The sequence below is a fragment of the Agrobacterium sp. 22094 genome (genome assembly GCF_052046015.1).
Classification (GTDB): domain Bacteria; phylum Pseudomonadota; class Alphaproteobacteria; order Rhizobiales; family Rhizobiaceae; genus Agrobacterium; species Agrobacterium cavarae.
The window spans coordinates 230,179-252,775 of the sequence record NZ_JBQEPX010000002.1 but is presented as its reverse complement, the minus strand read 5'-3'; the positions used below and the strand labels follow the sequence as shown (position 1 = coordinate 252,775).

Annotated in this window: 21 protein-coding genes; 13 read left to right on the top strand and 8 right to left on the bottom strand. The window is 58.4% G+C overall.

Features of this window, described 5'->3' with window-relative positions; all coding sequences use genetic code 11:
• Nucleotide 1: 1 nt before the first annotated feature.
• The 9 genes from ACTJK5_RS13630 to ACTJK5_RS13590 all read left to right on the top strand — a co-directional run bounded on the left by ACTJK5_RS13630 (nt 2) and on the right by ACTJK5_RS13590 (nt 10,404).
• Entirely contained in the window at nt 2–811 is an 810-nt protein-coding gene (locus ACTJK5_RS13630) for an inositol monophosphatase family protein (protein WP_440612688.1), read from the top strand.
• A gap of 203 nt (nt 812–1,014) precedes the next feature.
• Nucleotides 1,015–1,752 (top strand): FadR/GntR family transcriptional regulator, encoded by a 738-nt coding sequence (locus ACTJK5_RS13625; protein ID WP_440612687.1) that lies wholly within the window; start codon nt 1,015–1,017, stop codon nt 1,750–1,752.
• Nucleotides 1,753–1,816: 64 nt separating this feature from the next.
• Nucleotides 1,817–3,328 (top strand): ABC transporter substrate-binding protein, encoded by a 1,512-nt coding sequence (locus ACTJK5_RS13620; RefSeq protein ID WP_113272748.1) that lies wholly within the window; start codon nt 1,817–1,819, stop codon nt 3,326–3,328.
• An 80-nt stretch (nt 3,329–3,408) separates the two neighbouring features.
• Nucleotides 3,409–4,356, top strand: coding sequence for an ABC transporter permease (locus tag ACTJK5_RS13615; RefSeq protein ID WP_440612686.1), 948 nt, complete (start codon nt 3,409–3,411; stop codon nt 4,354–4,356).
• Nucleotides 4,353–5,225, top strand: a complete 873-nt coding sequence (locus tag ACTJK5_RS13610; RefSeq protein WP_113180329.1) for an ABC transporter permease — start codon at nt 4,353–4,355, stop codon at nt 5,223–5,225. Before ACTJK5_RS13615 ends, ACTJK5_RS13610 begins: the two co-directional genes overlap by 4 nt.
• Nucleotides 5,226–5,246: 21 nt before the next feature.
• Nucleotides 5,247–7,031: a gamma-glutamyltransferase family protein gene (locus ACTJK5_RS13605; RefSeq protein WP_440612685.1), complete on the top strand. Its 1,785-nt coding sequence runs from the start codon at nt 5,247–5,249 to the stop codon at nt 7,029–7,031.
• A gap of 3 nt (nt 7,032–7,034) precedes the next feature.
• On the top strand, nt 7,035–8,861 hold the full coding sequence (locus ACTJK5_RS13600; protein ID WP_312930718.1) for an ABC transporter ATP-binding protein: 1,827 nt from the start codon (nt 7,035–7,037) through the stop codon (nt 8,859–8,861).
• Nucleotides 8,862–9,026: 165 nt separating this feature from the next.
• The gene (locus ACTJK5_RS13595; RefSeq protein ID WP_113225897.1) at nt 9,027–9,560 is read left to right on the top strand and encodes a cytochrome b; all 534 of its coding nucleotides are present in this window, start codon (nt 9,027–9,029) and stop codon (nt 9,558–9,560) included.
• A gap of 10 nt (nt 9,561–9,570) precedes the next feature.
• Nucleotides 9,571–10,404 (top strand): RibD family protein, encoded by an 834-nt coding sequence (locus ACTJK5_RS13590; RefSeq protein ID WP_113225883.1) that lies wholly within the window; start codon nt 9,571–9,573, stop codon nt 10,402–10,404.
• Here the strand turns inward: ACTJK5_RS13590 and ACTJK5_RS13585 are convergent.
• From ACTJK5_RS13585 to ACTJK5_RS13570, 4 genes are read right to left on the bottom strand one after another with little or no spacing between them, the layout of a single operon-like run.
• Entirely contained in the window at nt 10,333–11,127 is a 795-nt protein-coding gene (locus ACTJK5_RS13585; protein WP_440612684.1) for a class I SAM-dependent methyltransferase, read from the bottom strand. The genes ACTJK5_RS13590 and ACTJK5_RS13585 overlap by 72 nt on opposite strands.
• Nucleotides 11,124–12,170 carry a glycosyltransferase family 4 protein gene (locus tag ACTJK5_RS13580; protein ID WP_440612683.1) on the bottom strand — a complete coding sequence of 349 codons (1,047 nt, stop codon included), beginning with the start codon at nt 12,168–12,170 and terminating at the stop codon, nt 11,124–11,126. Before ACTJK5_RS13580 ends, ACTJK5_RS13585 begins: the two co-directional genes overlap by 4 nt.
• On the bottom strand, nt 12,167–12,565 hold the full coding sequence (locus ACTJK5_RS13575) for a 6-pyruvoyl trahydropterin synthase family protein (RefSeq protein ID WP_062424332.1): 399 nt from the start codon (nt 12,563–12,565) through the stop codon (nt 12,167–12,169). The genes ACTJK5_RS13580 and ACTJK5_RS13575 overlap by 4 nt, the downstream gene beginning before the upstream one ends.
• A 13-nt stretch (nt 12,566–12,578) precedes the next feature.
• Nucleotides 12,579–13,580, bottom strand: coding sequence for a zinc-dependent alcohol dehydrogenase (locus ACTJK5_RS13570; RefSeq protein WP_440612682.1), 1,002 nt, complete (start codon nt 13,578–13,580; stop codon nt 12,579–12,581).
• A gap of 156 nt (nt 13,581–13,736) precedes the next feature.
• Between ACTJK5_RS13570 and ribA the strand changes: the two genes are divergently transcribed.
• The 3 genes from ribA to ACTJK5_RS13555 are packed head-to-tail and all read left to right on the top strand — an operon-like array spanning nt 13,737 to nt 16,384.
• Nucleotides 13,737–14,843, top strand: coding sequence for a GTP cyclohydrolase II RibA (gene ribA, locus ACTJK5_RS13565; RefSeq protein WP_440612681.1), 1,107 nt, complete (start codon nt 13,737–13,739; stop codon nt 14,841–14,843).
• A gap of 24 nt (nt 14,844–14,867) precedes the next feature.
• Nucleotides 14,868–15,632: a CDP-alcohol phosphatidyltransferase family protein gene (locus ACTJK5_RS13560; RefSeq protein ID WP_440612680.1), complete on the top strand. Its 765-nt coding sequence runs from the start codon at nt 14,868–14,870 to the stop codon at nt 15,630–15,632.
• The gene (locus ACTJK5_RS13555; RefSeq protein WP_440612679.1) at nt 15,629–16,384 is read left to right on the top strand and encodes an FkbM family methyltransferase; all 756 of its coding nucleotides are present in this window, start codon (nt 15,629–15,631) and stop codon (nt 16,382–16,384) included. The genes ACTJK5_RS13560 and ACTJK5_RS13555 overlap by 4 nt, the downstream gene beginning before the upstream one ends.
• A gap of 8 nt (nt 16,385–16,392) precedes the next feature.
• On the opposite strand, the gene ACTJK5_RS13550 is transcribed toward ACTJK5_RS13555, so the two are convergent.
• Nucleotides 16,393–17,310, bottom strand: coding sequence for a lysylphosphatidylglycerol synthase transmembrane domain-containing protein (locus tag ACTJK5_RS13550; protein ID WP_440612678.1), 918 nt, complete (start codon nt 17,308–17,310; stop codon nt 16,393–16,395).
• A 69-nt stretch (nt 17,311–17,379) separates the two neighbouring features.
• On the opposite strand from ACTJK5_RS13550, the gene ACTJK5_RS13545 reads away from it, so the two are divergent.
• Nucleotides 17,380–19,005, top strand: a complete 1,626-nt coding sequence (locus ACTJK5_RS13545) for a sulfatase (protein WP_440612677.1) — start codon at nt 17,380–17,382, stop codon at nt 19,003–19,005.
• A 20-nt stretch (nt 19,006–19,025) separates the two neighbouring features.
• On the opposite strand, the gene ACTJK5_RS13540 is transcribed toward ACTJK5_RS13545, so the two are convergent.
• From ACTJK5_RS13540 to ACTJK5_RS13530, 3 genes are read right to left on the bottom strand one after another with little or no spacing between them, the layout of a single operon-like run.
• Nucleotides 19,026–20,759: a M14 family metallopeptidase gene (locus ACTJK5_RS13540; RefSeq protein ID WP_112519690.1), complete on the bottom strand. Its 1,734-nt coding sequence runs from the start codon at nt 20,757–20,759 to the stop codon at nt 19,026–19,028.
• Nucleotides 20,760–20,764: 5 nt separating this feature from the next.
• The gene (locus tag ACTJK5_RS13535; protein WP_062441393.1) at nt 20,765–21,613 is read right to left on the bottom strand and encodes an ABC transporter permease; all 849 of its coding nucleotides are present in this window, start codon (nt 21,611–21,613) and stop codon (nt 20,765–20,767) included.
• Nucleotides 21,614–21,619: 6 nt separating this feature from the next.
• On the bottom strand, nt 21,620–22,543 hold the full coding sequence (locus tag ACTJK5_RS13530; RefSeq protein WP_062424339.1) for an ABC transporter permease: 924 nt from the start codon (nt 22,541–22,543) through the stop codon (nt 21,620–21,622).
• Nucleotides 22,544–22,597: the final 54 nt, after the last annotated feature.

Below are 22,597 nucleotides of genomic sequence, written 5' to 3'. Positions count from 1 at the left end.
AATGACAGAACGGAATGACGGCCTCGAACAGCGCTTTGCGCTTGCACAGGAATTGGCGGCCGAGGCTGGGGCCATGGCGCTCGACTATTTCAACAAGCGCGACAGCCTGGTGATCGAAACGAAGAGAGATCTTCAGGACGTAGTCTCGATCGCCGATCGCAACGTCGAAACAATGCTGCGGGAGCGCGTCGCTGCGACCTTCTCCGGCGACGGCTTTCTTGGCGAGGAGCATGGCTACGACGACGGTGTCTCCGGCTACACCTGGGTGGTAGACCCGATCGATGGGACCGCGCCTTTCGTCAACGGCATGCCAAGCTGGTGCGTCTCGATCGCCGTGGTCCGGGAAGGAAAGCCAGTCATCGGCGTGATCCGCGTGCCATGTGCCGACGAGACTTACGCATCTGCTGAAGGACATGGCGCGACCCTGAACGGCAGGCGTTTGACGCTTGATCCTTCCAGAAATATTCAGAACGCCCTGACCGGGATCGGTTCCAACAATTACGTCACGCCGGAACGAGTCGGTCGGATCATCAGTGATGTCATGACGCGTGGCGGCAATTTCATCCGCAACGGCTCCGGCGCGCTGATGCTGGCCTATGTGGCTGCAGGCCGGCTGGTCGGTTACTATGAACCCCATATGCGAGCCTGGGACTGCATGGCCGGTTTCTGCCTGGTGAAAGAAGCGGGCGGGCAGGTCATGCCGTTCTCGCTGGAGGGGGATAAGCTCTTCGAGGGTCAGCCGGTGCTCGCAGGAAATACCTCATGCTATCAGGAGCTTGTGGAAATTCATCAAACCGGTTTGGCAGCTTGAGATTGCTTTAATTTAAAAATCATCTTGGTGCTTTTAGAAAGCAGCGGTCCGCACCATGACCGCTGCTTTTTCCATATATCTCAGGCAAGCATATTCGCTGGATGGTGCCTTTCCTGCATAAAATTTCTGCGTGGATAAAATTTGAGCTTGACGAATGGGCTCGTTCCGCATTCATTGAACCAATGTGAAATTGGTACGCACCAATGAATGAAAAATCCAACATCTCTGGTCTCGACAATGCGAACTACGCGCTTGAACGTCTGCGCGAACTTATCGCTGTAAGTGCTTTTGGCCGCGATGGAAAATTGCCAACTGAGCGCACGTTAAGTGAGCGCCTTGGTGCGGGCCGCCGTGAAATTCGGCGGGCACTGGAAGTGCTTGAAGCGGAAGGCTTGATCTGGCGTCGCCAAGGGGCAGGCACGTTCCTTGGTCAGAAGCCCGATAGCTGGGGCGACCATGCGGCGAGCCTCGTCCCCGGTACCAACTTCATGGAAATTATGGAGGTGCGTCTTCGCATCGAACCGCAACTGGCGCAGCTTGCGGCCATGCGCGCCAAACCCTCCGACGTTCTGCGCATGCGCGAAACCTGCGCCAAGATCTATGAGCGCACAGACGCGGATTGGCGGGAGCTTTGGGATGGTTCGCTCCATCGTCTGATCGCGCAGAGCGCGGGCAATCAGCTTTTTCTGTCTCTCTTCGACGTCGTCAATCGCGTGCGCCAAGACCCGTCCTGGCAGGCGGTTCGCGAACGTGCACGCCGGCTCGATGACACGCTGAAGGAATCGCGCGACCAGCATGCCGAAATCATCGACGCGATTGCGGCACGCGATCCGTCCAAGGCAGGTGAAGCCATGCGCAATCACCTCCTGACATTGCAGGAACGCCTTATCCGCCAGACATCGATGGATCATCTCGATCACGGATCGAAGGGAGAGATCTGACAGCCATCACCGCGGCAAGAACCGGAACACCGGCTGCCTGAACAACATCCAGAGGAAGAACGACATGAGACAGATCACCAAATTTTCCGCCACTCTGCTGACCGCAGCATTGCTCTCCACCTCGGCCTTTGCCGCGGATATTCGCATCGGCTTGCAGGACGACGCCGACGTGCTCGATCCTGCCCAATCACGAACCTTCGTGGGACGCCTCGTCTATACCAGCATGTGCGACAAGCTGGTGGACCTCGACAACAATCTGTCCGTCGTTCCGCAACTGGCCACCAAATGGGCCTGGGGCGACAATGGCAACACGCTGACGATGGACCTGCGTGAAGGCGTCGTCTTTCATGATGGCACGCCGTTCAATGCCGAGGCGGCCGTCTATACGATCGAGCGCAATATGACGATGCCGGAATCGCGCCGCAAGAGCGAGCTCGCCTCCGTGGCGAAGGTGGAAGCGACTGGTGAGTATCAGATCAAGTTCACGTTGAAGAAGCCTGATGCCAGCCTGCTGGCCCAGCTCTCTGACCGCGCCGGCATGATGATTTCGCCGAAGGCCGGCAAGGAACTCGGTGCGAACTTCGGTTCCAAGCCGGTTTGCGCCGGACCCTTCAAGTTTGTCGAGCGCATTCAGCAGGACCGTATCGTGCTGGAAAAGTTTGCCGATTATTGGAACAAGGACAACATCTTCCTCGACAAAGTGACCTTCCTGCCCATTCCGGACACCACCGTACGTCTGGCCAATCTGCGCGCCGGTGATCTCGACATGGCGGAACGCATCTCTGCTTCGGATGCGGCATCGGTCAAAGACGATCCTAAGCTGACCTATGGCGAAGTCGTGGGGCCCGGCTACATGGCCATGTATGTCAATATCGGCAACGGTCCGAAGGCCGACAATCCTTTCGGCAAGGACAAGCGCCTGCGTCAGGCTTTCTCGCTTGCCATCGATCGCGAGGCGATCAACCAGGTCGTCTTCGAAGGAACGGCAATGGCCGGTAATCAGGCGTGGCCACCGACCAGCCCCTGGTACAACAAGGACGTCCCCGTGCCAGCGCGCGACGTGGAAAAAGCCAAGGCGCTGATGAAGGAAGCTGGCTTCGACCGCTACGAAATCGAGTTGCAGCATGCCAACAACACCACCCAGACGCAGATGATGCAGGTCATCCAGGCCATGGTGGCGGAGGCTGGCTTCGATGTGAAACTGAAGGCAACCGAATTTGCGACACTGCTTTCCGAGCAGACGGCGGGCAACTACGTGCTTTCACGCTCAGACTGGTCTGGTCGTTCCGATCCCGACGGCAATATCCACCAGTTCGTCACCTGCAAGGGTGGCATCAACGACACCAAATATTGCAATCCGGAAGTGGACAAGCTGCTCGACGAGGCGCGTGCCTCGACTGACGATGCGGTTCGCAAGGAGAAGTATGACGCGGCGACCAAAATCCTCGATGACGATCTGCCGCTGATCTATCTGGGCCATCAAGCCTATCTCTACGCGACCTCCAAAGCGGTGACCGGCTTCACCCCTTCATCCGATGGCATGATCCGCCTGACCGGTGTGAAGAAAGGCTCATAAGCACTTGATGTTCCGTCGCAGGCGCTGGCAACAGCGCCTGCGCCAATCTCCGGCACACCGGTGTTTCAAGGATCGATCCAATGCACATCTATATCGGCAAGCGGCTTTTGGTTGCCATACCGACGCTGCTTATCATTTCCATTTTTGTTTTCTCGCTGCAAAAGCTTCTGCCGGGCGATCCCATTCTCGCCATGGCGGGCGAGGAGCGCGATCCTGCCGTCATCGAACTCCTGCGCGAGCGGTATCGATTGAACGACCCGGTCGTGTACCAGTATTTCTACTGGCTCGGATCGGTGCTTCAGGGGGATTTCGGCATATCGCTGAGGACCAATCAGCCCGTTCTTGAATTGATCTGCCAGAAGCTGCCGGTCACCATCCAGCTTGCCGTGATGTCGATGTTCTTCGCGCTGATCATCGGTGTGCCGATCGGCATTCTTGCTGCCGTCAAACAGAATACGTGGATCGATTATCTCTCGAACATCGTGGCGCTGTCCGGTCTCTCTATCCCGAATTTCTGGCTTGGTATCATGCTGATCCTGCTGGTGTCGGTGCATCTCGGATGGCTTCCGGCATCAGGCTACGAATCTATTTTCGTTGATCCCGTGCGCTCGATCCAGACCATGATCATGCCGTCCTTCGTTCTGGGTAATGCGCTGGCCGCGACGCTGATGCGTCACACGCGATCTGCCATGCTCTCGGTGATGAAGTCCGACTATATCCGTACCGCGAGAGCCAAGGGACTATCCAGCTGGCAGGTGGTGCTCAGCCACTCCTTCAGAAACGCTCTCCTGCCAATCATCACTTTGTCGGCGCTGCTCTTCGGAGAATTGCTGGCCGGTGCTGTTTTGACCGAGCAGATTTTCACCATTCCAGGCTTTGGGAAGCTCATCGTCGATGCAGTCTTCACGCGTGATTATGCCGTCGTCCAAGGTGTGGTGCTCTGCACCGCGATAGGCTTCATCCTGATGAACCTGCTGGCGGATGTCGTTACGGTTCTCCTCAATCCACGCATGAGGGCTGCCATATGAGCGCGACCGTTCAGATAGCCGCCCCGGTCGCCAAGCGCTCGCAAAATCGCGCATGGAAAAAGATGAAGCGCAACAAGAGCGCCATCGCCGGTCTCATCATCATCGTGTTCTTTGCAGTTGTCGCTCTGCTCGCACCCGTTTTGCCGATCGCCGATCCCTATGCCACAAGCTGGAGCGCTATTCGCAAGGCGCCGTCGGCGGCACATTGGCTTGGTACGGATGATATTGGCCGTGACATCCTCTCGCGTATGATCTGGGGCGCGCAGGCCTCACTGATGGCGGGCGTCGTCTCCGTGTTCATCGCGGTTATCACCGGTGTGCCGCTCGGTCTTATCTCCGGCTATTTCGGCGGCTGGCTCGACCAGGTGATCTCGCGCATCACGGAAGCCTTTCTGGCAATGCCGTTCCTGATCATGGCAATCGCGCTTGCCGCCTTTCTTGGCCCAAGCCTCACCAATGCGATGATTGCAATCGGTCTTTCTGCCATGCCGATCTTCATCCGGCTGACACGTGCGCAGGTGCTCGCGGTCAAGACGGAGGACTATATCGAAGGGGCGCGTTCGATCGGGCTCGGTCATCACGATATCATGCTTCGCTATATCCTTCCCAACATCGTGCCGCCTATCATCGTTCAGGCGACATTGACGGTGGCAACCGCAATCATTGCCGAGGCCAGCCTCTCCTTCCTCGGCCTTGGACAGCAGGCGCCGGCGGCAAGCTGGGGCTCGATGCTCAATGTCGCGAAGAACTATCTTTCTCAGGCGCCCTGGATGGCCATCTGGCCGGGTGCAGCCATCTTCCTCGTGGTGATCGGTTTCAATCTCCTGGGCGATGGCCTGCGGGATGCGCTCGATCCACGTGAACACTGATAATCCCGAAGGACTGATCCTATGACTGCATTCACAACTCGTCCTGAAATCCTCGGTACCTTCGGTGTCGTGACCTCCACGCACTGGATCGCATCCTCGGTCGGCATGAGCATTCTCGAAAAGGGCGGAAACGCTTTCGATGCTGCCGTGGCAACAGGCTTCGTCCTCCAGGTTCTCGAACCGCATCTGAATGGTCCAGGCGGCGACATGCCCGCGGTGATCTATTCGAAGAAGAAGGACAAGGTTGAGGTCATTTGCGCGCAGGGTCCGGCCCCTGCTGGCGCAACCATCGAGCACTACAGAGGCGAAGGCATCGACATCATCCCCGGCGACGGTCTGCTGGCAACCGTTATTCCGGGCGCCTTTGACGGCTGGATGCTGATGCTGCGCGATTACGGTACGATGAGTGTCCGGGACGTGCTGGAGCCCGCCATCCATTATCTCGAAAACGGCCATCCGCTGCTGGCGCGCGTTTCCGCCTCGATTGCGGGACTTGCGCATTTCTTCGAGACGGAATGGCCGACATCCTACGAGACGTGGGTGCCCGGCGGTCACGTTCCGCAACCACTGTCAAACTTCAAGAACCCAGTTCTTGCCGAAACCTGGAAGCGGATCGTCAAGGAGTCTGAATCCAAGCCTGGTCGTGAAGCTGGCATTGAAGCGGCACGCGATGCTTTCTACCGCGGCTTTGTCGCTGAGAAGATTGCCGACTATCTGGCTGGAGCTGAGGTGATGGATGCCAGCGGTTCGCGCCACAAGGGTGTTCTGACAGCCGATGACATGGCGGGCTATCAGGCCACCATCGATGCACCGACCACCTATGATTATCACGGCTGGACGGTTGCCAAGACAGGTCCGTGGGGGCAGGGGCCGGTACTCTTGCAATCGCTTGCGCTGTTGAAAGGCCTCGATATCGGCAAGATGGATCCGGCTGGCCCGGATTTCGTCCACACCGTCGTTGAGGCGATGAAGCTCGCCTATGCTGACCGCGAGGTTTACTACGGAGACCCGGACTTTGCGCAGGTGCCGGTGCAGACCTTGCTGTCGGACGCTTACAATGACGAGCGCCGCAAGCTTATCTCGGACCAAGCATCGATGGACCTGCGGCCGGGACTTGTGCATGGCTTCGAAAACCAGCGCGATCTGACACTCTCCATGCTGGACTCGATGCAAGGCACCGGGGCGGTTTACGAGCCGACCATGTCGCATCTGACCGAAAAGCGCGGTGACACCGTCCATATCGATGTCATCGACCGGGAAGGCAACATGGTCTCGGTCACGCCGTCCGGTGGCTGGCTGCAAAGCTCGCCCATCGTTCCTGGCCTCGGCTTCTGCCTGAATTCCCGCGCGCAGATGTTTTGGCTAAAGCCCGGTCTTCCGACCTCTCTTGCGCCAGGCAAGCGTCCCCGCACGACATTGACGCCGTCGCTGGCACTTTTCGAGGGTCGCCCGACATTGGCGTTCGGGACGCCTGGTGGCGACCAGCAGGACCAGTGGCAACTGTCCTTCTTCCTGCGCTATGCCCATTTTGGACTGAACTTGCAGGAAGCAATTGATCTGCCGCTCTTCCATACGTCGCACTTCCCGGGGTCTTTCTATCCACGGACCCGCCAGCCCGGCAATGTCATGATCGAGACGAGCGTCGGTGACGACACTCTGCGCGAATTGCGCAGCCGTGGTCATGACGTCACGGCCGCCGAACCTTGGACCGTCGGCCGCCTGACGGCAGCGCGACGCGATCACGATGGTCTGCTGCGCGCAGCGGCAACACCACGCCTGATGCAGGCCTATGCTGTGGGGAGATGAGCCATGACCGCCAATGGGCAGACGTCTAGCGAAACAGTTCTGCGTGTCAAAAACCTAACGACCTCGTTCAAGGTCGACGACGAATGGAAGACGGTGGTCCGCGGACTTTCCTTCGAGGTGAAAGCCGGTGAGACGGTCGCGATTGTGGGTGAAAGTGGTTCGGGCAAAAGTGTTACCTCGCTATCGCTGATGCGGCTTCTCGATCCCCTGGTCAGCCGGATCGAAGGTGAGGTGGAACTCAACGGCAAGGCCATTCTCTCGCTTTCCGAGCAGGAGATGCGCCACGTGCGCGGCAATGATGTTGCGATGATCTTTCAGGAGCCGATGACATCGCTCAATCCGGTCTTTACCATCGGGCGGCAGATTTCTGAGGTGCTGATCCGGCATAAGGGGATGACCAAGGGTCAAGCCAGGGACGAAACGATACGGCTGCTGGAAAAGGTACGCATTCCCAATGCTGCTGGTCGTTTCGACGAGTATCCGCATCAATTTTCCGGCGGCATGCGCCAGCGTGTCATGATCGCCATGGCGCTGGCTTCGAAGCCGAAGCTTCTGATCGCCGACGAACCGACCACCGCGCTCGACGTGACGATCCAGGGGCAAATCCTCGACCTGATCAAAACCTTGCAGGAAGAGGAGGGCATGGCCGTCCTCTTCATCACCCATGATATGGGTGTCGTCGCCGAAATTGCCGATCGCACCATCGTGATGTTCCGCGGCGACCAGGTCGAGACCGGTGACACCGCGGATATCTTTCACCGTGGAAAGCATCCCTACACACGCGCGCTTCTGGCAGCAGTGCCGAAACTTGGTTCGATGGATGGACATGGCAGACCTTTGCGCTTCCCCAAGGTCGATATGCAAACGGGAGAGGTGGGCGAGAGCGTCGAGGTCGCGGACACCGTTGAGGGCGGCCTGACGCCGGTCCTTTCGGTCAAGAACCTCGTCACGCGCTTTGCCATCCGCTCCGGTCTCTTCGGCCGGGTGACGGGTGCGGTGCATGCTGTCGAGAATATCAGCTTCGATCTCTTTCAAGGTGAGACGCTTTCCCTGGTGGGCGAGTCCGGCTGCGGGAAGTCCACAACGGGCCGGTCGATCACTAGGCTCGTGGAGCCGGAGTCCGGTGAAGTCTCTCTCGACGGTTACGATGTGCTGAAGCTCGGCCCAACGGACCTGCGTTCGTTACGGCGAAGCGTGCAGATGATCTTCCAGGATCCGTTCTCAAGTCTCAATCCGCGCATGACTGTGGGTTCGGCTGTGGCCGAGCCGATGATCAAGCACCGCATCGCATCACCATCGGATGCGCGTCGAAAAGCGGCTGATCTGCTGGAGCGGGTCGGATTGTCCTCCACGATGATGGATCGCTACCCGCACGAGTTTTCCGGCGGTCAGCGTCAACGCGTGGCGATTGCTCGCGCTCTAGCGCTCAATCCGAAAGTCATCGTTGCCGATGAGAGCGTCTCCGCCCTTGATGTGTCGATCAAGGCGCAGGTCTGCAATCTGCTGATGGATTTGCAGGAACAGTTCAAAATCGCATTCCTTTTCATCAGCCATGATATGGCGGTTGTCGAGCGCGTCAGCCACCGGGTGGCGGTCATGTATCTTGGAGAGATCGTCGAAATCGGCCCGCGTACGCAGATCTTTGCCAATCCACAGCACGCCTACACAAAAAAGCTGATGGCAGCGGTGCCCGTGCCAGACCCAGCCCGCCGCGGCATTCGCCGCAATGCCGGTATCGAAGAGCTGAAAAGCCCTGTCCGTAATGTTGGCTATGTCGCGCCCAAGAGGGAGTATCGTGAAGTTTCGCCGGGACATCTTGTGCTGGCCTGATCGGGCTACGACGAATGTGGTCAACAGCGTGACCTGACATCGGGTCACGTTGGGGTTACTCGGTGCCTCGCAAACGTACCGCACCGATATCCATCCATGCCGAGAACTATCCTTGGCTCCGTCCGTTGTGGCATGATGATGCTCAATCCTGGAGGAGTCATGAGGATGGGTGATCGATCGCTGCCGGATGTTCCAAGATACAGTGTCGCTTCGAGGGTGCTGCACTGGATCGTTGCCATCCTGGTTTTTCTGACATGGCCGCTCGGGCTGATGATTGGCTTCGTCAAAGATGAAGTGAAGCTCGACTTCTACCTCGTCCATGAAAGCCTTGGCTTTCTCATTCTTTGGGTCATGTTGCTGAGGGTTGGAGTCAGGCTGTATAGACGGGCGCCGCCAATAGAGGGACCGGCGCTGGAGCGGATTGCCGCCCACTCAGTTCACGGTCTGCTCTACCTCTTCCTCATCATCATGCCGGTGTCGGGTTTTCTTGCCACGAATGCGCATGGCTTTCCCCTTCAGTGGTTCGGGCTGGTGCCCATCTGGAGCCCTATCGGAAAATCTCCAGACATCGCGCCGACATTTTCAGCGATCCATGAATGGAGCGCGTGGATCATTTTGGCGTTGGTCGCGTTACACATGCTGGCTGTGATCTTCCACCATTTGATCCGCCGGGACGCCACACTCTACCGCATTCTTTAAAGGGACGTCGATGCGCAACCTTCACATGACCGATAGGCTCTGGACAAAGCTTCTTTCCATTCGCGATGGGAAGGACACGCTCCGCCGTAAGGAAGCCGACCCGGCGCTGATGCTCTATGGTCCAATTGCAGCAGGAAGGGACGGTTTCGTCATCGCGCAGGTCGGTCAGTCGCTCGATGGGCGCGTCGCAACGCCGACAGGCGATGCCCGCGACATTTCCGGACCCGATGGTCTGGCGCATCTGCATCGGTGCCGCGCGCTCGTGGACGCGGTCATCGTCGGTGTCGGCACGGTCCAGAACGACAATCCCCGCCTCTCCGTGCGCGAAGTCAAGGGACCAAGCCCGACGCGTGTCATCATCGACTGCAAAGGTGAACTGACGGGGACGGAAGGACTGTTCAATGATGACGGTGCGCCGGTGATCGTCATTCAAGGACATGACGCCCCCGCGCCTTCTTATCGCGCCGAGGTGGTAAAGCTTCAGCGCAGCGGCCGCGGTCTTGATCCGCGCGACATTCTTGATTGTCTCGCAGAGCGCGGCCTCAAGCGCATTCTTGTCGAAGGCGGAGCGCGCACAATTGCCCGCTTCATCGACGCGGGACTGGTCGACCGGCTGCATGTCGCGATTGCGCCCCTTATCATTGGTTCAGGCCCGTGCGGTATTTCGCTTCCGCCGATCGCACAGCTTTGCAACGCTCATCGCCCTCAGGCCGATATTTATGGCCTCGGGAGCGATGTGCTTTTCGACTGCTGTCTGAAGCCGCAGGCAGATTCAAGCGTTTGGAAGGGCCAGGAAATCCGTGTGGCCGACGATGCACCGGCTTCCATCTACGCCAACGCGTGACAGGCGAAAGTCGAGCCACTGCTTGAACTCTGTGGGGTCGATGTTTCCGATTTCCTGGATCGGCGTGGAAAGCCCCGCAAGAAACTCGATCTGAAGCGCCTCGGATTCCGGTCCAAGCTCCCATGGGCTGGAGGCTGTCTCAATGGTGAATCCTGCGTCCTCGCACAAGCCCGATAGATAATCGGAGGCGTCTGGTCCCAGAGCGGGTCCGAAACCCTTGTCCGTGCGCTGATGCACGTTGAAATCGGCCACAACGACTTTATCCAAAGGGTGCTTGATCGACCATTCCATGACGCCGTCGTAGTTGAGTGCGGCATAAAGCCCGATCTTTTTGCGTGCCAATCGCTCGACAAATCGGCGGCAAAAATCCTCCGAGCAGAGGTCGAACAAAGCAGAAGCGGTAACGACCGCGACATGATCGAGCAAACTCTCGTCCAGCGTGTTCAGGTCGGCGCAATGAAACGACACATCGTCCCGCGGTCCGATCTGGCGTTTTGCTTCGTCAAGCAACACCGCCTCGTAATCCAGTAACTTCCAGTCCACATCGGCCAGAAGCGGTGAAAGTGTACGGAAGGTCGATCCGGTGCCACAACCGATATCCATGACGACATGCTGAGAGTGGGATTCTATGTAGGTTTTCACCGTCTCAACAAGAGAGGACGATCGTGCCGCGCGATCGGCCGGTTCCCGAAGGCGAAGCCATTCCTTGTCAAAGCCGCTCATATCAAATCTTTCAATCTGTTGGAAATGATGGTGGACGTATCGGTCCAGGTCGGAAGCTCTGCGCCCGCGAATGCGGCAGCCTCGGCCCGGCGAGCTCGCTCGTCGGGATCGATCAAGAGGCGTCTCAGCGCAAAGGCCATAGCCTCGACATCATCCACCGGGACCAGGAAACCGGCATCGCTTGGGACGACATCCGGCACGGCGCCCGTATGGCATGCAACGATCGGCAGGCCGTACGAGAGTGCTTCCGCAAACACCATGCCGTAGCCTTCATACCGGCTGGCAAGGGCAAAAATATCGGCACCGGCATAGGCAGCCGAAAGATCTTCACATTCGCCCGCAAGCGTGATGCGGTCATTGAGGCCAAGAGTTCTGATCTGCTCCTCCAGAGCCGATGCGACAGAAGGGTCGAGATTTGGGCTGCCGATGATCGTGGCCTGCCACGAAAGATCGACGATCGTCGCAAGCGATGCGATCAGAACATCGTGACCCTTTCGTCTCGTGAGGGAGCCGACGGAGAGGATCTGCTGGATCTTGTTGTGTGTCTTATTACCTAGCAGCGGTTTTGCTGTGCCGGGCACCGCGACGCTAACCTTGGATTCTGGAACAACAAAATTCTCGATCAATTCGCGCGCCGTCATCGGTGAGGTGACGAAAATATGCTGCGTGGCGGCAAGCGCGTTTGTTTCGGTGTGCCGCAATCGCATTTGATCGCTCTCGCTGACGCCGGTCTCAAGCGCCAAGGGATGATGAACGAGCGCCACGATATTGAGACGCGTTTCCTCCCGCTTTGCCCACTCGTCCATCACGCCAAAAGCAAGCCCGTCGATCATCACGAGCACGCCGTCAGGTAGCGCAGAAAGTCGCCTTTCAGCCTCTCTCAGAACGTTTGAAGACGGGGAGGGGAAACCCTCCCCGAGGGGAATGAGATCGATCGCCCATCCAAGCCGCTCGAGCCCTGCTATGATTTCGCGATCATAGCCGTATCCCCCGGTTTTCAGCTCGAGATCACCGGGGTAAGCAAAGGCCAGCCTTGATATCAAAGGTCGGCCTCATACCAGCCGCGCGCGGCATGCGATTCATGCAACAGCACCCGAATGCGGCAAATCCGATGGCTGCCCGGGCCAAGACGCTTGACGGCAACGGCTTCAGCCAACTGATCGAAAATATGTTTTGCGATGACTTCAGTGGTGCTGACCTTGCCCTTGAAGATATCGAGCTCATCAAGGTTCTGGTAATTCAAGGGTTTAAGGGTTTCGGAGAGAACGGTCGTCGCTGCCCCGATGTCGACTGCAAGACCGTCTTCGTCCACGTCTTTCGTGAAGAAAGCTGCATCGACGACGAAGGTGGCGCCATGCATGCCCTGTGCCGGTCCGAATACCGGACGCGGAAGGCTGTGGGCGATCATGATGTGGTCTCGGACTTCGACTGCGAACATGGTCTCTCTTTCGTTAGTAGCGGATGCGGTGGCAGAGCGTCGTCTGCGATGAAAGGATACGGGGATAGTCGTCGGCCAGATCAGCAAAGTCTGTCTCGCCGGATATGAGGTGATCTAGGCTATCGTCCGCCAACAGTTCCAAAGCTTTCGCCATGCGTCGGCCAAAACTCCAGCGCGCTCGCCGTGAGGGAGGAACGGCCCCGACCTGCGAACTTATCAACTGCAGGCGCTTTGAGTGGAACGCGCCGCCGAGCGGAATGGAAATGATCTTGTCGCCATACCAGCTTGCCTCGATGATACGCGCCTCGGTGCCAGCATGTTCAATGGCCTCGGAAAGCGCAGCTCCGGCCGCCGATGCGTTGATCAGTACGTCAAATTCGCCCTTGAGCGTGCCAGCCTCTGCAAATGAGATGCCCATGGCCTCAGCATGCGCGCGGCGATCGGTATTGGTGTCCACCAATACCGTATCGGTGCCCGCAATTCGGCGAGACAGGTTGGCGATCAAGGTTCCTACGACGCCGGCGCCAAAGACAGCGACGCGGTCACCGGGTTGGATCATGGCATCCCAGACGATATTGAGTGCCGTCTCCATATTTGCTGCGAGAACGCCACGCTTTGGGGGGAGAGCTTCCGGCAATACAGCGATCATGTCCTTCGAGGTGACGAAACGATCCTGATGCGGATGGAGGCAGAATACCGTCTTGCCGATCAGATCAGCCGGGCCGGCTTCAATCCTCCCGACTGTGGAATAGCCGTACTTTACCGGAAATGAGAAGCTGCCTTCCATGTGAGGGCCGCGCATTCTGTCAAACTCGCTCTGCGGCACCTCGCCAGCAAGCACCAGAGATTCGGTACCACGGCTGATACCACTGTAGAGTGTGCGGACAAGAACCTGATCTGCCTGAAGAGGTTCGATACTCTCTTGCCTGATGGCGCAACGGTTGGCCGTCTCGATCCACAGCGCCCGGCATAGTGTGGTCTTGTTACTCAAAGCTTCGGCCGATGCTGATGCCAAAATGGTGATCCTAATAAATGCGAATTCCAATGGAGCGTATTGCCGAGACACGCGTTTTGTTCCGTACGGATTGCTAAAATAAATTCCGTGTCTGCGAGAAATCCAACCATGATCTTCTCCGTAGAAAACAAAAACCGTCTAGGGAGAGTATGTCACATGTCGTCTGCCACCCATGCTGCTTTTCAGTTTTCCACCCCAGAGATTGAAGTCGAGCGCGCCGTTTCAGAACTCCGCTACGGTCGCCCAATCCTCTTCTCTTCGAACGAGCGACGGCTCGCTGTTCTTGCACTGGATGCCGTTGCGCCTTCGATTTACCACCAGTTTGCGATGGCGACCGAAAACAACCATTCTCTCCTTCTCACTGCACCGCGCGCAACGCGCCTGGGCATTGTGGGTGGTGGAGACGTGCTCACGCCGCTCTCAGGTGTCAGCTTCGAGGAGGCGTCGCGGCTATCCTACGTTCTTGGCGCAGACCGTCCTCAGAATTGGACGACAGCCGACGAACTTGCATCGCAGACGGCAGAGTTGGCGCGTGTCGCGCTTCTCCTGCCTGCTATGGTCATGGCCGATGTTTCTTCCTCGCCTGAGCATTTTGCCGGATGCTGCGAACTCTCTGCGTCACGCCTGCTGAATACAGAAATGGCGCTCCAGCGCTTCGAGAAGGTGGTAAGAACGCGCGTTCCACTGAAAGACCTCGGCGATTCCGAATTTGTCGTGTTCCGCGGCGGTCTAGCGCAAAAAGATCAGGTTGCGATCGTCGTTGGCAATCCGGATGTGTCGCGCACTGTTCCGATCCGCATCCATTCGTCCTGCATTACGGGTGATCTCTGCAACTCGCTGAAATGCGACTGTGGGGATCAGTTGCGCAATGGTCTCGCACTGTTGAAGCAGGCGGGTGGCGGCGTGCTGCTTTATCTTGACCAGGAAGGTCGTGGCACTGGCATCGGCGCGAAAATGCGTGCCTATGGCTACCAGCATCTCGGCCTTGACACGATCGACGCTGACGCCGAACTTGGCCTTTCCGAGGACCACCGTCGTTATGAAGCGGCGGTTGCGATGTTGGGTCATATGAACATCAAGAAGGTCGCCGTCTACACAAACAATCCAACCAAGATCAACGGCCTTCGTGCCGGAGGTATCGAGGTGGAGGCGCGCGCTCCGGTAACGGGCACCGTCACCGCCGAGAACCAGAACTACCTCCGCACCAAGACCGTCCGTGCCGGGCATCTGATGGACCTTGAAACGCTCGTTGCAGCCGAATAAGTCCATGATCCCGGGAGGATAAAAATGGCACTAATACAGGGCGAGTCGCTCGCGACCTTGAGAGACCGGAGGCCTCTCGTGCGAAACACGTTGGCAAATCTCGCCTGCCTGCTGCTCGGCACCATCGCCGTCGCGGTTTTGGTGCGTGTGGAAATGTCGCTGGGGTGGGATTTTGTTGTTGCCGCAACGCTGTCCCTTTCGGCAATATTTGCCTTCGTGCTCTACCTGCTTCCGCAATATCCGCATCGGCGGTTCGGCTATGCCAATACGGTGACGGCCATTCGAGCCTCGCTCGTGAGTTTGACTGCAGCAACTGTGCTCTGTTTCGAAAGTCTGCAGCAGGCGGACACGGTCTTATGGATCCTCGTTGGTGTCGTTGTGGTGGCGCTGGCGCTTGATGGAATAGATGGGTATCTCGCACGGCGGTATCGTCAAGAATCCGAGCTTGGCGCTCGCTTCGATATGGAAGTCGATGCCTTCCTGATCCTTATCCTCTCGGTCGCTGCCGCTCTTCTGGACAAGGCGGGTGCCTGGGTGCTGCTGATCGGACTAATGCGGTATTTCTTCGTCGCGGCTGGTTGGCTTCTTCCGGCGCTCGCCGCTGATCTTCCGTCATCGATCAGGCGCAAGTTCGTCTGTGTGGTGCAGGTGTCGATCCTGTGCCTCATCCTCGTTCCAGCCGTGGTCGCTCCAGTCTCAAACTATCTGGCGGCGGCGGCACTCCTAGCGCTCGTCTACTCATTTACTGCAGACATCGTGTATCTCATGCGCAACCGGGTGAGCGCATGACGATGGCCAAGACACTATCGTCATCGCTCGGTCTTGCTCGCTCTCTCGTCGTTTATTACGGTCAGCCGTGGCGGCGCTTTGGATTGAAGCGCTTCTACCGCTCCCTCGTCTCCCCCGGACAGCTTGTCTTCGACATCGGCGCTCACGTAGGAAGCCGCAGCCGAACGCTGAGCGAGATCGGAGCGAGGGTTGTCGCAATCGAGCCTCAGCCTCTCTTTGCGGACTTCGTCGAAAAGCATCTTGGCAAAGAGCTTGAGGGCTTCGAACGTGTCGCTGTGGGTGCAACGCAAGGAAGCGTCGATCTGCTGATCTCCAGCCGTCACCCAACGGTCACCAGCGTTTCGTCCAGCTTTGTCGAGGCGGTCAAGAAAAATGCAGGGTTCTCCCACGTCAAGTGGGATGGGAAGGTCACCGTGCCCATGGTGCGACTGGATGATCTCATCGAAAAATACGGGGTGCCCGCCTTCATCAAGATCGATGTGGAAGGCGCCGAAGCCGCGGTTCTGGCAGGCCTGAGCCAGCCCATCGACCTGATTGCGTTTGAGTATATTCCCGCCATGCCGTCGGTTGCCAACGACGCGATCGCAAAGCTTGCCTCGATCGGCGACTATCGTTTCAATCGCGTCGAGGGCGAGACGCATCGCTTCGTTTCGCAAGTGTGGAAAACGGGAAGCCAGATGCTGACGGAACTTGCTGCGATGCCGGCCGATGCCAAATCGGGCGACATCTATGCGCGCATTGATCGTCGGTGAGCCAGTGGTCAGGCGTGGCTCGGTCGTCTCTTCAAGGCGCTCGCGGCAAGAAAGATCACGCCGGGCGCCGTGCCGAGGAGCGACAGCCAGCCATAGGTGATGCTCGCCGCCAGTCCATCGAGCGGTGCGGCTCCCAACAACGGCCAGAGCGCCATTGCCGCAGCCTCACGCGTGCCCCAGCCGCCAAAGCCTGTCGGAATGAGCATTGCCACGAGACAGAAGGGAATAATGGTCAGACAGGCGACCCAGGGCAGTTGCGCGCCCGTCGCGCCAGCGGCAATAAAGAATATGATCACATAGGTCGAAAGCACGCCCGCACTTGTAGTGGATTGCACGATCCAGGCTTGCCGCCGCACGAAGGCTTCGGCTAGGCCTTCACGCAGCGCGTTTTGCGTGGCCCATTTGGGCTTGGCGACATAAAGAGCGACGATCGCGGCCAAAAGCAATGCGCCGGCGAACAAGAGGTAGTGCCGCAGCTGTTGGCCGAAATCCGTTTGCGTCACCAACGGCCAGACGCTGAGGCCGACGATCGCAAGAATGAAGAATGCGATCTGTCCGGACAGTCTCTCAAATATGACTGCCTTGGCAGGTTGCCGCCAGCCGCCGGGTTCGTCACCCCGCATGCGCCACGCTCTGATCGCATCTCCACCCACGCCGCCAGGGAGCGTCTGGTTGAGAAAACTTGCGACATAATATTCGCGTATTGCCTTCAGCGGGGCGATGTCCTGCCCAAGACGGCGGGAGGTGAAACGCCAGCGAAGTGCAGAGAGAACGATTTGCAGCTGGACGAGCGCAAGGCACACTGCGACAACGATCCACGAGGTGCGGGAGAGCGATTGTCCAAGAGCATTCAAATCTGTTCTCAGGACGATCGCCGCCAGAAAAGCAAGCGTGATGAAAGAGACGACTATTCGCAGTTTGTTCAAGCGGAAGACCTTTGCATTTTGGCTGCTTTTCCAGCTCAGTGATACGCACTGCATTGAGAGTGGATTGAAGTGAACGGGAAAATCGGGTTCAGCCGCAAACACATTAACTTGAAAGCCGCGATCGGCGCATTGCTTTTCTCTTTTGCTGCATTGCTCGCTTTCAACCTGCCTGATCACCCCGACGCGTTCGGTGTGGGAGCGTTCACGAGGCTACCGCTCGAATGGGCGCTGATCGGCCTGCTCACGCTTTTGACCAGGGGCTGGCTGCGGCGCATCGTGATTTTCTTATGCGGCTTTATTGTCTTTCTCGTCCTTTTCCTGAAGCTGGCTGACATAGGCGTCCAGTCCGCCTTCCAGCGCCCATTCAATCCCTATCTCGATCTGAAGATGCTGAAGGATGGCTGGAACCTGATTTCAGGTACGATCGGCACACCGGCAGCGCTCGCAGCGCTGATCGGCGGCGGTCTGCTTTTCCTTCTTGTCGTAACCATCTTTCTGAGGTCGCTCAAATGGACGGCCAGCGCAACGGGATCGACGCGGCGGATTTTGACTGCGGCGTTTGCGGCAATCCTTGTGAGCGGGGCAGGGCTTATGTGGCTCGGCTTGCCTTGGGTCGATCTTCGCACGCCTGTCTATTTGTCGAACAGACTTAGCCTCGTCGTCCGCTCCGCGGAGGATATGCAAGCTTTCGAAAAGGAGCTGGCGACCGGGCTCGGTCCGACGGATGGACGCGATCTTTTCCGAAGGGTCAAGGGCAAGGATGTCATTCTGGTCTTCGTGGAATCCTACGGGCGGTCCGCAGTCGAAGATCCTCTTTACGCCGATGTCACAGGTCGGCGGCTTGGTGCCATCGATCAGCAGCTCAAAGCCGCGGGCTTACACGCGGCCAGTGGCTGGGTCACGTCTCCAACGGTTGGAGGTCTGAGTTGGCTTGCTCACGGCACCTTGCTGTCCGGGCTGTGGGTCGATAGTCAGGCACGCTACGATCGGCTGATGATCAGTCACCAGCCGAGCTTGAACCGGCTGTTTTCTCAAGCCGGATGGCACAGCGTGGCGGTCATGCCGGCGATCACCATGGCTTGGCCGGAAGCGGACTATTTTGGCTACAACCAGATCCTGTCGGCATCCGGCCTTCAATATCGTGGCAAGCCATTCAACTGGGTCACGATGCCGGATCAATACACCATGTCTGCCTTCGATCGGTTGGCGCTGAAGCCTGCCCATGAGCGCGGACAACGGCTCATGGCCGAGATTGCGCTCATATCCAGCCACGCGCCCTGGACGCCGGTGCCGACGCTCATCGATTGGGGCAAGGTCGGCGATGGCTCCGCCTTCAATGACCAGGCTGTCAGCGGCGACCCGCCGTCCGTCGTCTGGGCCGTTCCAGACCGGGTGCGTCGCCAATATATACAGACCATCGATTATTCGCTGGCGACGCTTGGGGAGTTCATGAAAAGGCAGCGCCGAGATGTGGTCTACGTCATCCTCGGTGATCACCAGCCGGCGTCGATCATCACGGGGCAGGGTGCGTCACGCGCGGTGCCGGTGCATATTGTCAGCGATGATGCAGACCTTGTTGCGCGCTTCGAAGCCGAGGGATTTGCCAGCGGTATGATGCCCGCTGACACGACGAAGGAGCAACCGATGAGCACGCTTCGCCAAACTCTGATCGATACCTTCAGTGGCGCGCCCTGAGAAAGGCGCGCCTGCCTGCATCAGGCAGATGCGCGTTCGCGCATGATGTCCTGCCAGGCATCATAGGCCGAGAGAACCGTTTCCATCTGCGCCGTATGGCCGGTGATAAAATCGTCGCCATAGATCGTTTCGTCCGGGTACTCCGTGATCAGGGTCATCGGGACGGTATGCCGATCATCGACGGATGAGAGGCAGGGGAAGCCGTTGATGATCCGAAAACCGGTTTCGCCAGCGTGGATTTCATAGAGCGCGATCTGGCGGTTGTTGTAATCGAGAAGCCCAGGGATAGCACCGAGATGACGGGTCACCCTGTCCAGTAACGCTTCGGCCTGACGTTCCCAGTCCGGGTGATGGCGGATGATGAGGAAGAAGCCCTTCGGCAATGTCCACATGGCGAAGTTGCGGGGCACATAGCCGGAAAGCGGTCGCGTCCATTCATGCGAGGGATAGCCATGCAGATTCACATGCAGCTTGGCATCGCTCCTTTTCTCAGCCTTGAAACGGATTTCCTTCTCGAACAGGTTAGTGCCCGCGTTCTCGGAGGTCCGATATTCGAGATCGTCGCCCAGCGCGGTGTAACGCGCGGCATGGTGCATGTGGCGCGGGTTGTCGAGGCGAAGACGCTGGTGCACGGCATATCCGTCGGGGTTCTCCAGCGGCGATATCGTAAAGTGGGCCTGCTTCCTCTGGCCGAGCTTCCGGGCCGCGCGAAGAGCGCCGACAATGCCCGTCGTTTCGTTCGGATGTTGCCCGCCGCTGATCATCACCGCGGCATCGTCGCCGGATTTGTAGCGGGCAGAAAGGATGCGTCCGGAACGGGACCGTGCTTCGAAAGCGTCTCCGCCGACTTTGGCCAGGAGCTTCCTCACCTGGCTTTCCGCAATCGGCTCTTGAGCGGTGTCGAGCGGCTGCTCATTCCCGTCGGAGAAACCTGTGGTAAGCGCCCGCGTCTCAATGACGACAGAAATTTCGCCATTGCTCTTGGCGATTTCAGGCACGATCTGTCCCGGTCTCAGACCTCGATCACCCAATGGGCGGCCCGACTTCTTCTGGAAAAATTCGAGAAGCGAAAAATAGAAATCCTCGTGCAGCGCCTCGCGAAGGCTGACGACCTCATCGCCCACCGGCAACGAGATGTCTTTCGCGGGGTGAACAACGCGGATGTTCAGCTCTTCGAAATAGGGCTCCTGATCGCCCCAGGCATGATCGGCTATGGCTTTGATGCCTGCTTCGAAGAGCTCCTCGTAATCCGTTGCCAGTCGCTCGCCCGGCTGCCCGCCAAGCTTCAACCAACCTGTGGGCGAGACATTGATTTCGCCGACGATATCCGTATGCACCCGGTTCGGCGCGAGGACGGTCACGCTCTCGATCTGCTCCCCGCGCTTCAGCGAGACATCATAGTGAAAGTCATCGTCGTTACGGGCAATGAAGTCAATCTTCGCCTCACCACCCAGAGCCGCGAGCGGATAGGCCTCCAGGCGGAAGCGGTTTGCCGGGGCGTTGGCATGGACCGGATAGTGCACTTCGATCGCCTCGACACCATCGAGGTCGATCTCTTCCAAGAAGGCAAAGAGAAGAGGTTTGTAAGCGCTGCGAATGCGGGCAGTCACGCCCTTCTCCTGCAACTGTCTTTCCGCCTCTCTCCGGCTTTCCGTGTCGTCGAAGGTCCAGGCTTCCAGCGGTTGGCCAGGAATGGCGAGCTCGACAATAGCGTCCAGCGTTCGAGTGAAAGTCTGGTTTAAAAGCGGGCTCATGGCGATTACCTCGAGGTTCTGCCGGTCGGATCGAGGCTATCGCGCAGCCAGTCGCCGAGGAGGTTGAGACCGAGAACGGTCAGAAGGATCGCCAAGCCTGGAAAGACGCTGACCCACCACGCGGTCTGAAGATAGGTACGCCCGTCCGCCAGCATGCCGCCCCAGCTTGGGATAGTGGGATCGACGCCGAGGCCGAGGAAGGTGAGGCTGCTTTCGAGCAGGATGTTGTTGGCGACATTCAGTGTCATCAGCACGATGACAGGACCGATCAGGTTTGGCAGCAAATGCTGGAGGATTATGCGCCAGTCCTTCACGCCGATAGCACGGGCCGACAGAATGAATTCGCGCTCCCTGAGTGTTAGCACCGAGCCGCGCACGAGGCGGGCATATTGCACCCACTGAGAAACGATCAGCAGGATGATGGTATTGGTGAGGCTGCCCCCAACAATCGCGATAAAGGTGATCGCGAGCAGGATAAAGGGCATGGCGAGCTGAATGTCTGCAAAGCGCATCACCAGCATGTCCCAGAAGCCGCGGTAGTAACCCGCCACAAGCCCGACCGCCACGCCGAAGATCACCGCGCCGATGACAGAGGTGAAGCCAACGAGGAGTGAGATTTTGCCGCCGGCGACGACGCGGGCCAGCACGTCACGGCCAAGCGGGTCGGTGCCGAATGGATGGGCGGCATTCGCAAACGGCTTTGCGAGCCGCGCCATCAGATCGATTTTCTCCGCGCCACCTGGAAAGAGGACATCAGAGAAAACGACGGCAAGGCAGATCACGACCGTCAGCGTTGCGCCAAGGATGAATTCAAGACTGTTGAAGCGCGAGAGGCGCGAGGTGTTGGCAGCCATCGTCTCTTACTCCGTGCGGATGCGCGGATCGACAAGCCCATAGGCAATATCGACCAGAAGGTTGATGCCGACGATCATCAGCGACAGGACAGTGATGACGGCCTGGAGAACCGGATAATCACGAGCGCCGACCGCATCGAAGGCAAGCGTACCGAGCCCGGGCCAGTTGAAGACGCGCTCGATGACGACGATGCCGCCGAGCAGACCACCGAACTGAAGGCCAAAATAGGTGATGAGCGGAATGGCGCAGTTGCGCAGCGCGTGCTTGTAGAGCACCTTGTTTTCGCTCAAGCCCTTGGCGCGTGCCACCATCACATATTGCGAGCGCAACGTGTCGAGCATCGCCGTGCGCACAAGCCGGACATTGGTCGCTGTCAGGATGACGCCCATTGTCACGGCCGGCATGATATAGCTTGCAAATCCCCCCATGCCGCTCGGCGGCAACCAGCCGAGCGTGATCGAGAAGAGCAGAACCAGCATGGTTGCGAGCCAGAAGTTCGGAAACGACAGGCCGACGAGCGAGAAGATGCGGATCACCTGATCCGCCGTCTTGCCGCGTGACGTAGCAGCCTTGATCCCCAGCGGAATGGAAAGCGCGATCGACACAGCCATAGAGATGAAGGCGAGCGCCAGTGTGGCTGGGAGTGCGTCTGCAATCAGTCGAGAAACAGGGGTACTGCCTGTAAAGCTGCGTCCGAAATCAAGCGTCACGAGACCTTTCAGGAAGCTGAAATATTGGACGAAGAATGGCCGGTCGGTGCCAAGCGCTGCACGGATGCGCGCAAGATCGTCCTCCGTCATGCTGCCGCCGCCCTGGAACATGGTGACCGCGGGATCGCCCGTCAGACGGATCGCGAAGGAGACGAGAAGGGTGATGGCGATGACGACAAAAATCGCCTGCAGCAATCGCTTGATGAGAAAACCGGCCACGAGCTTTTCCTTGAGAAATGTCCTGCCTTGCCCGCGCAAAACGGGCAAGGCGAT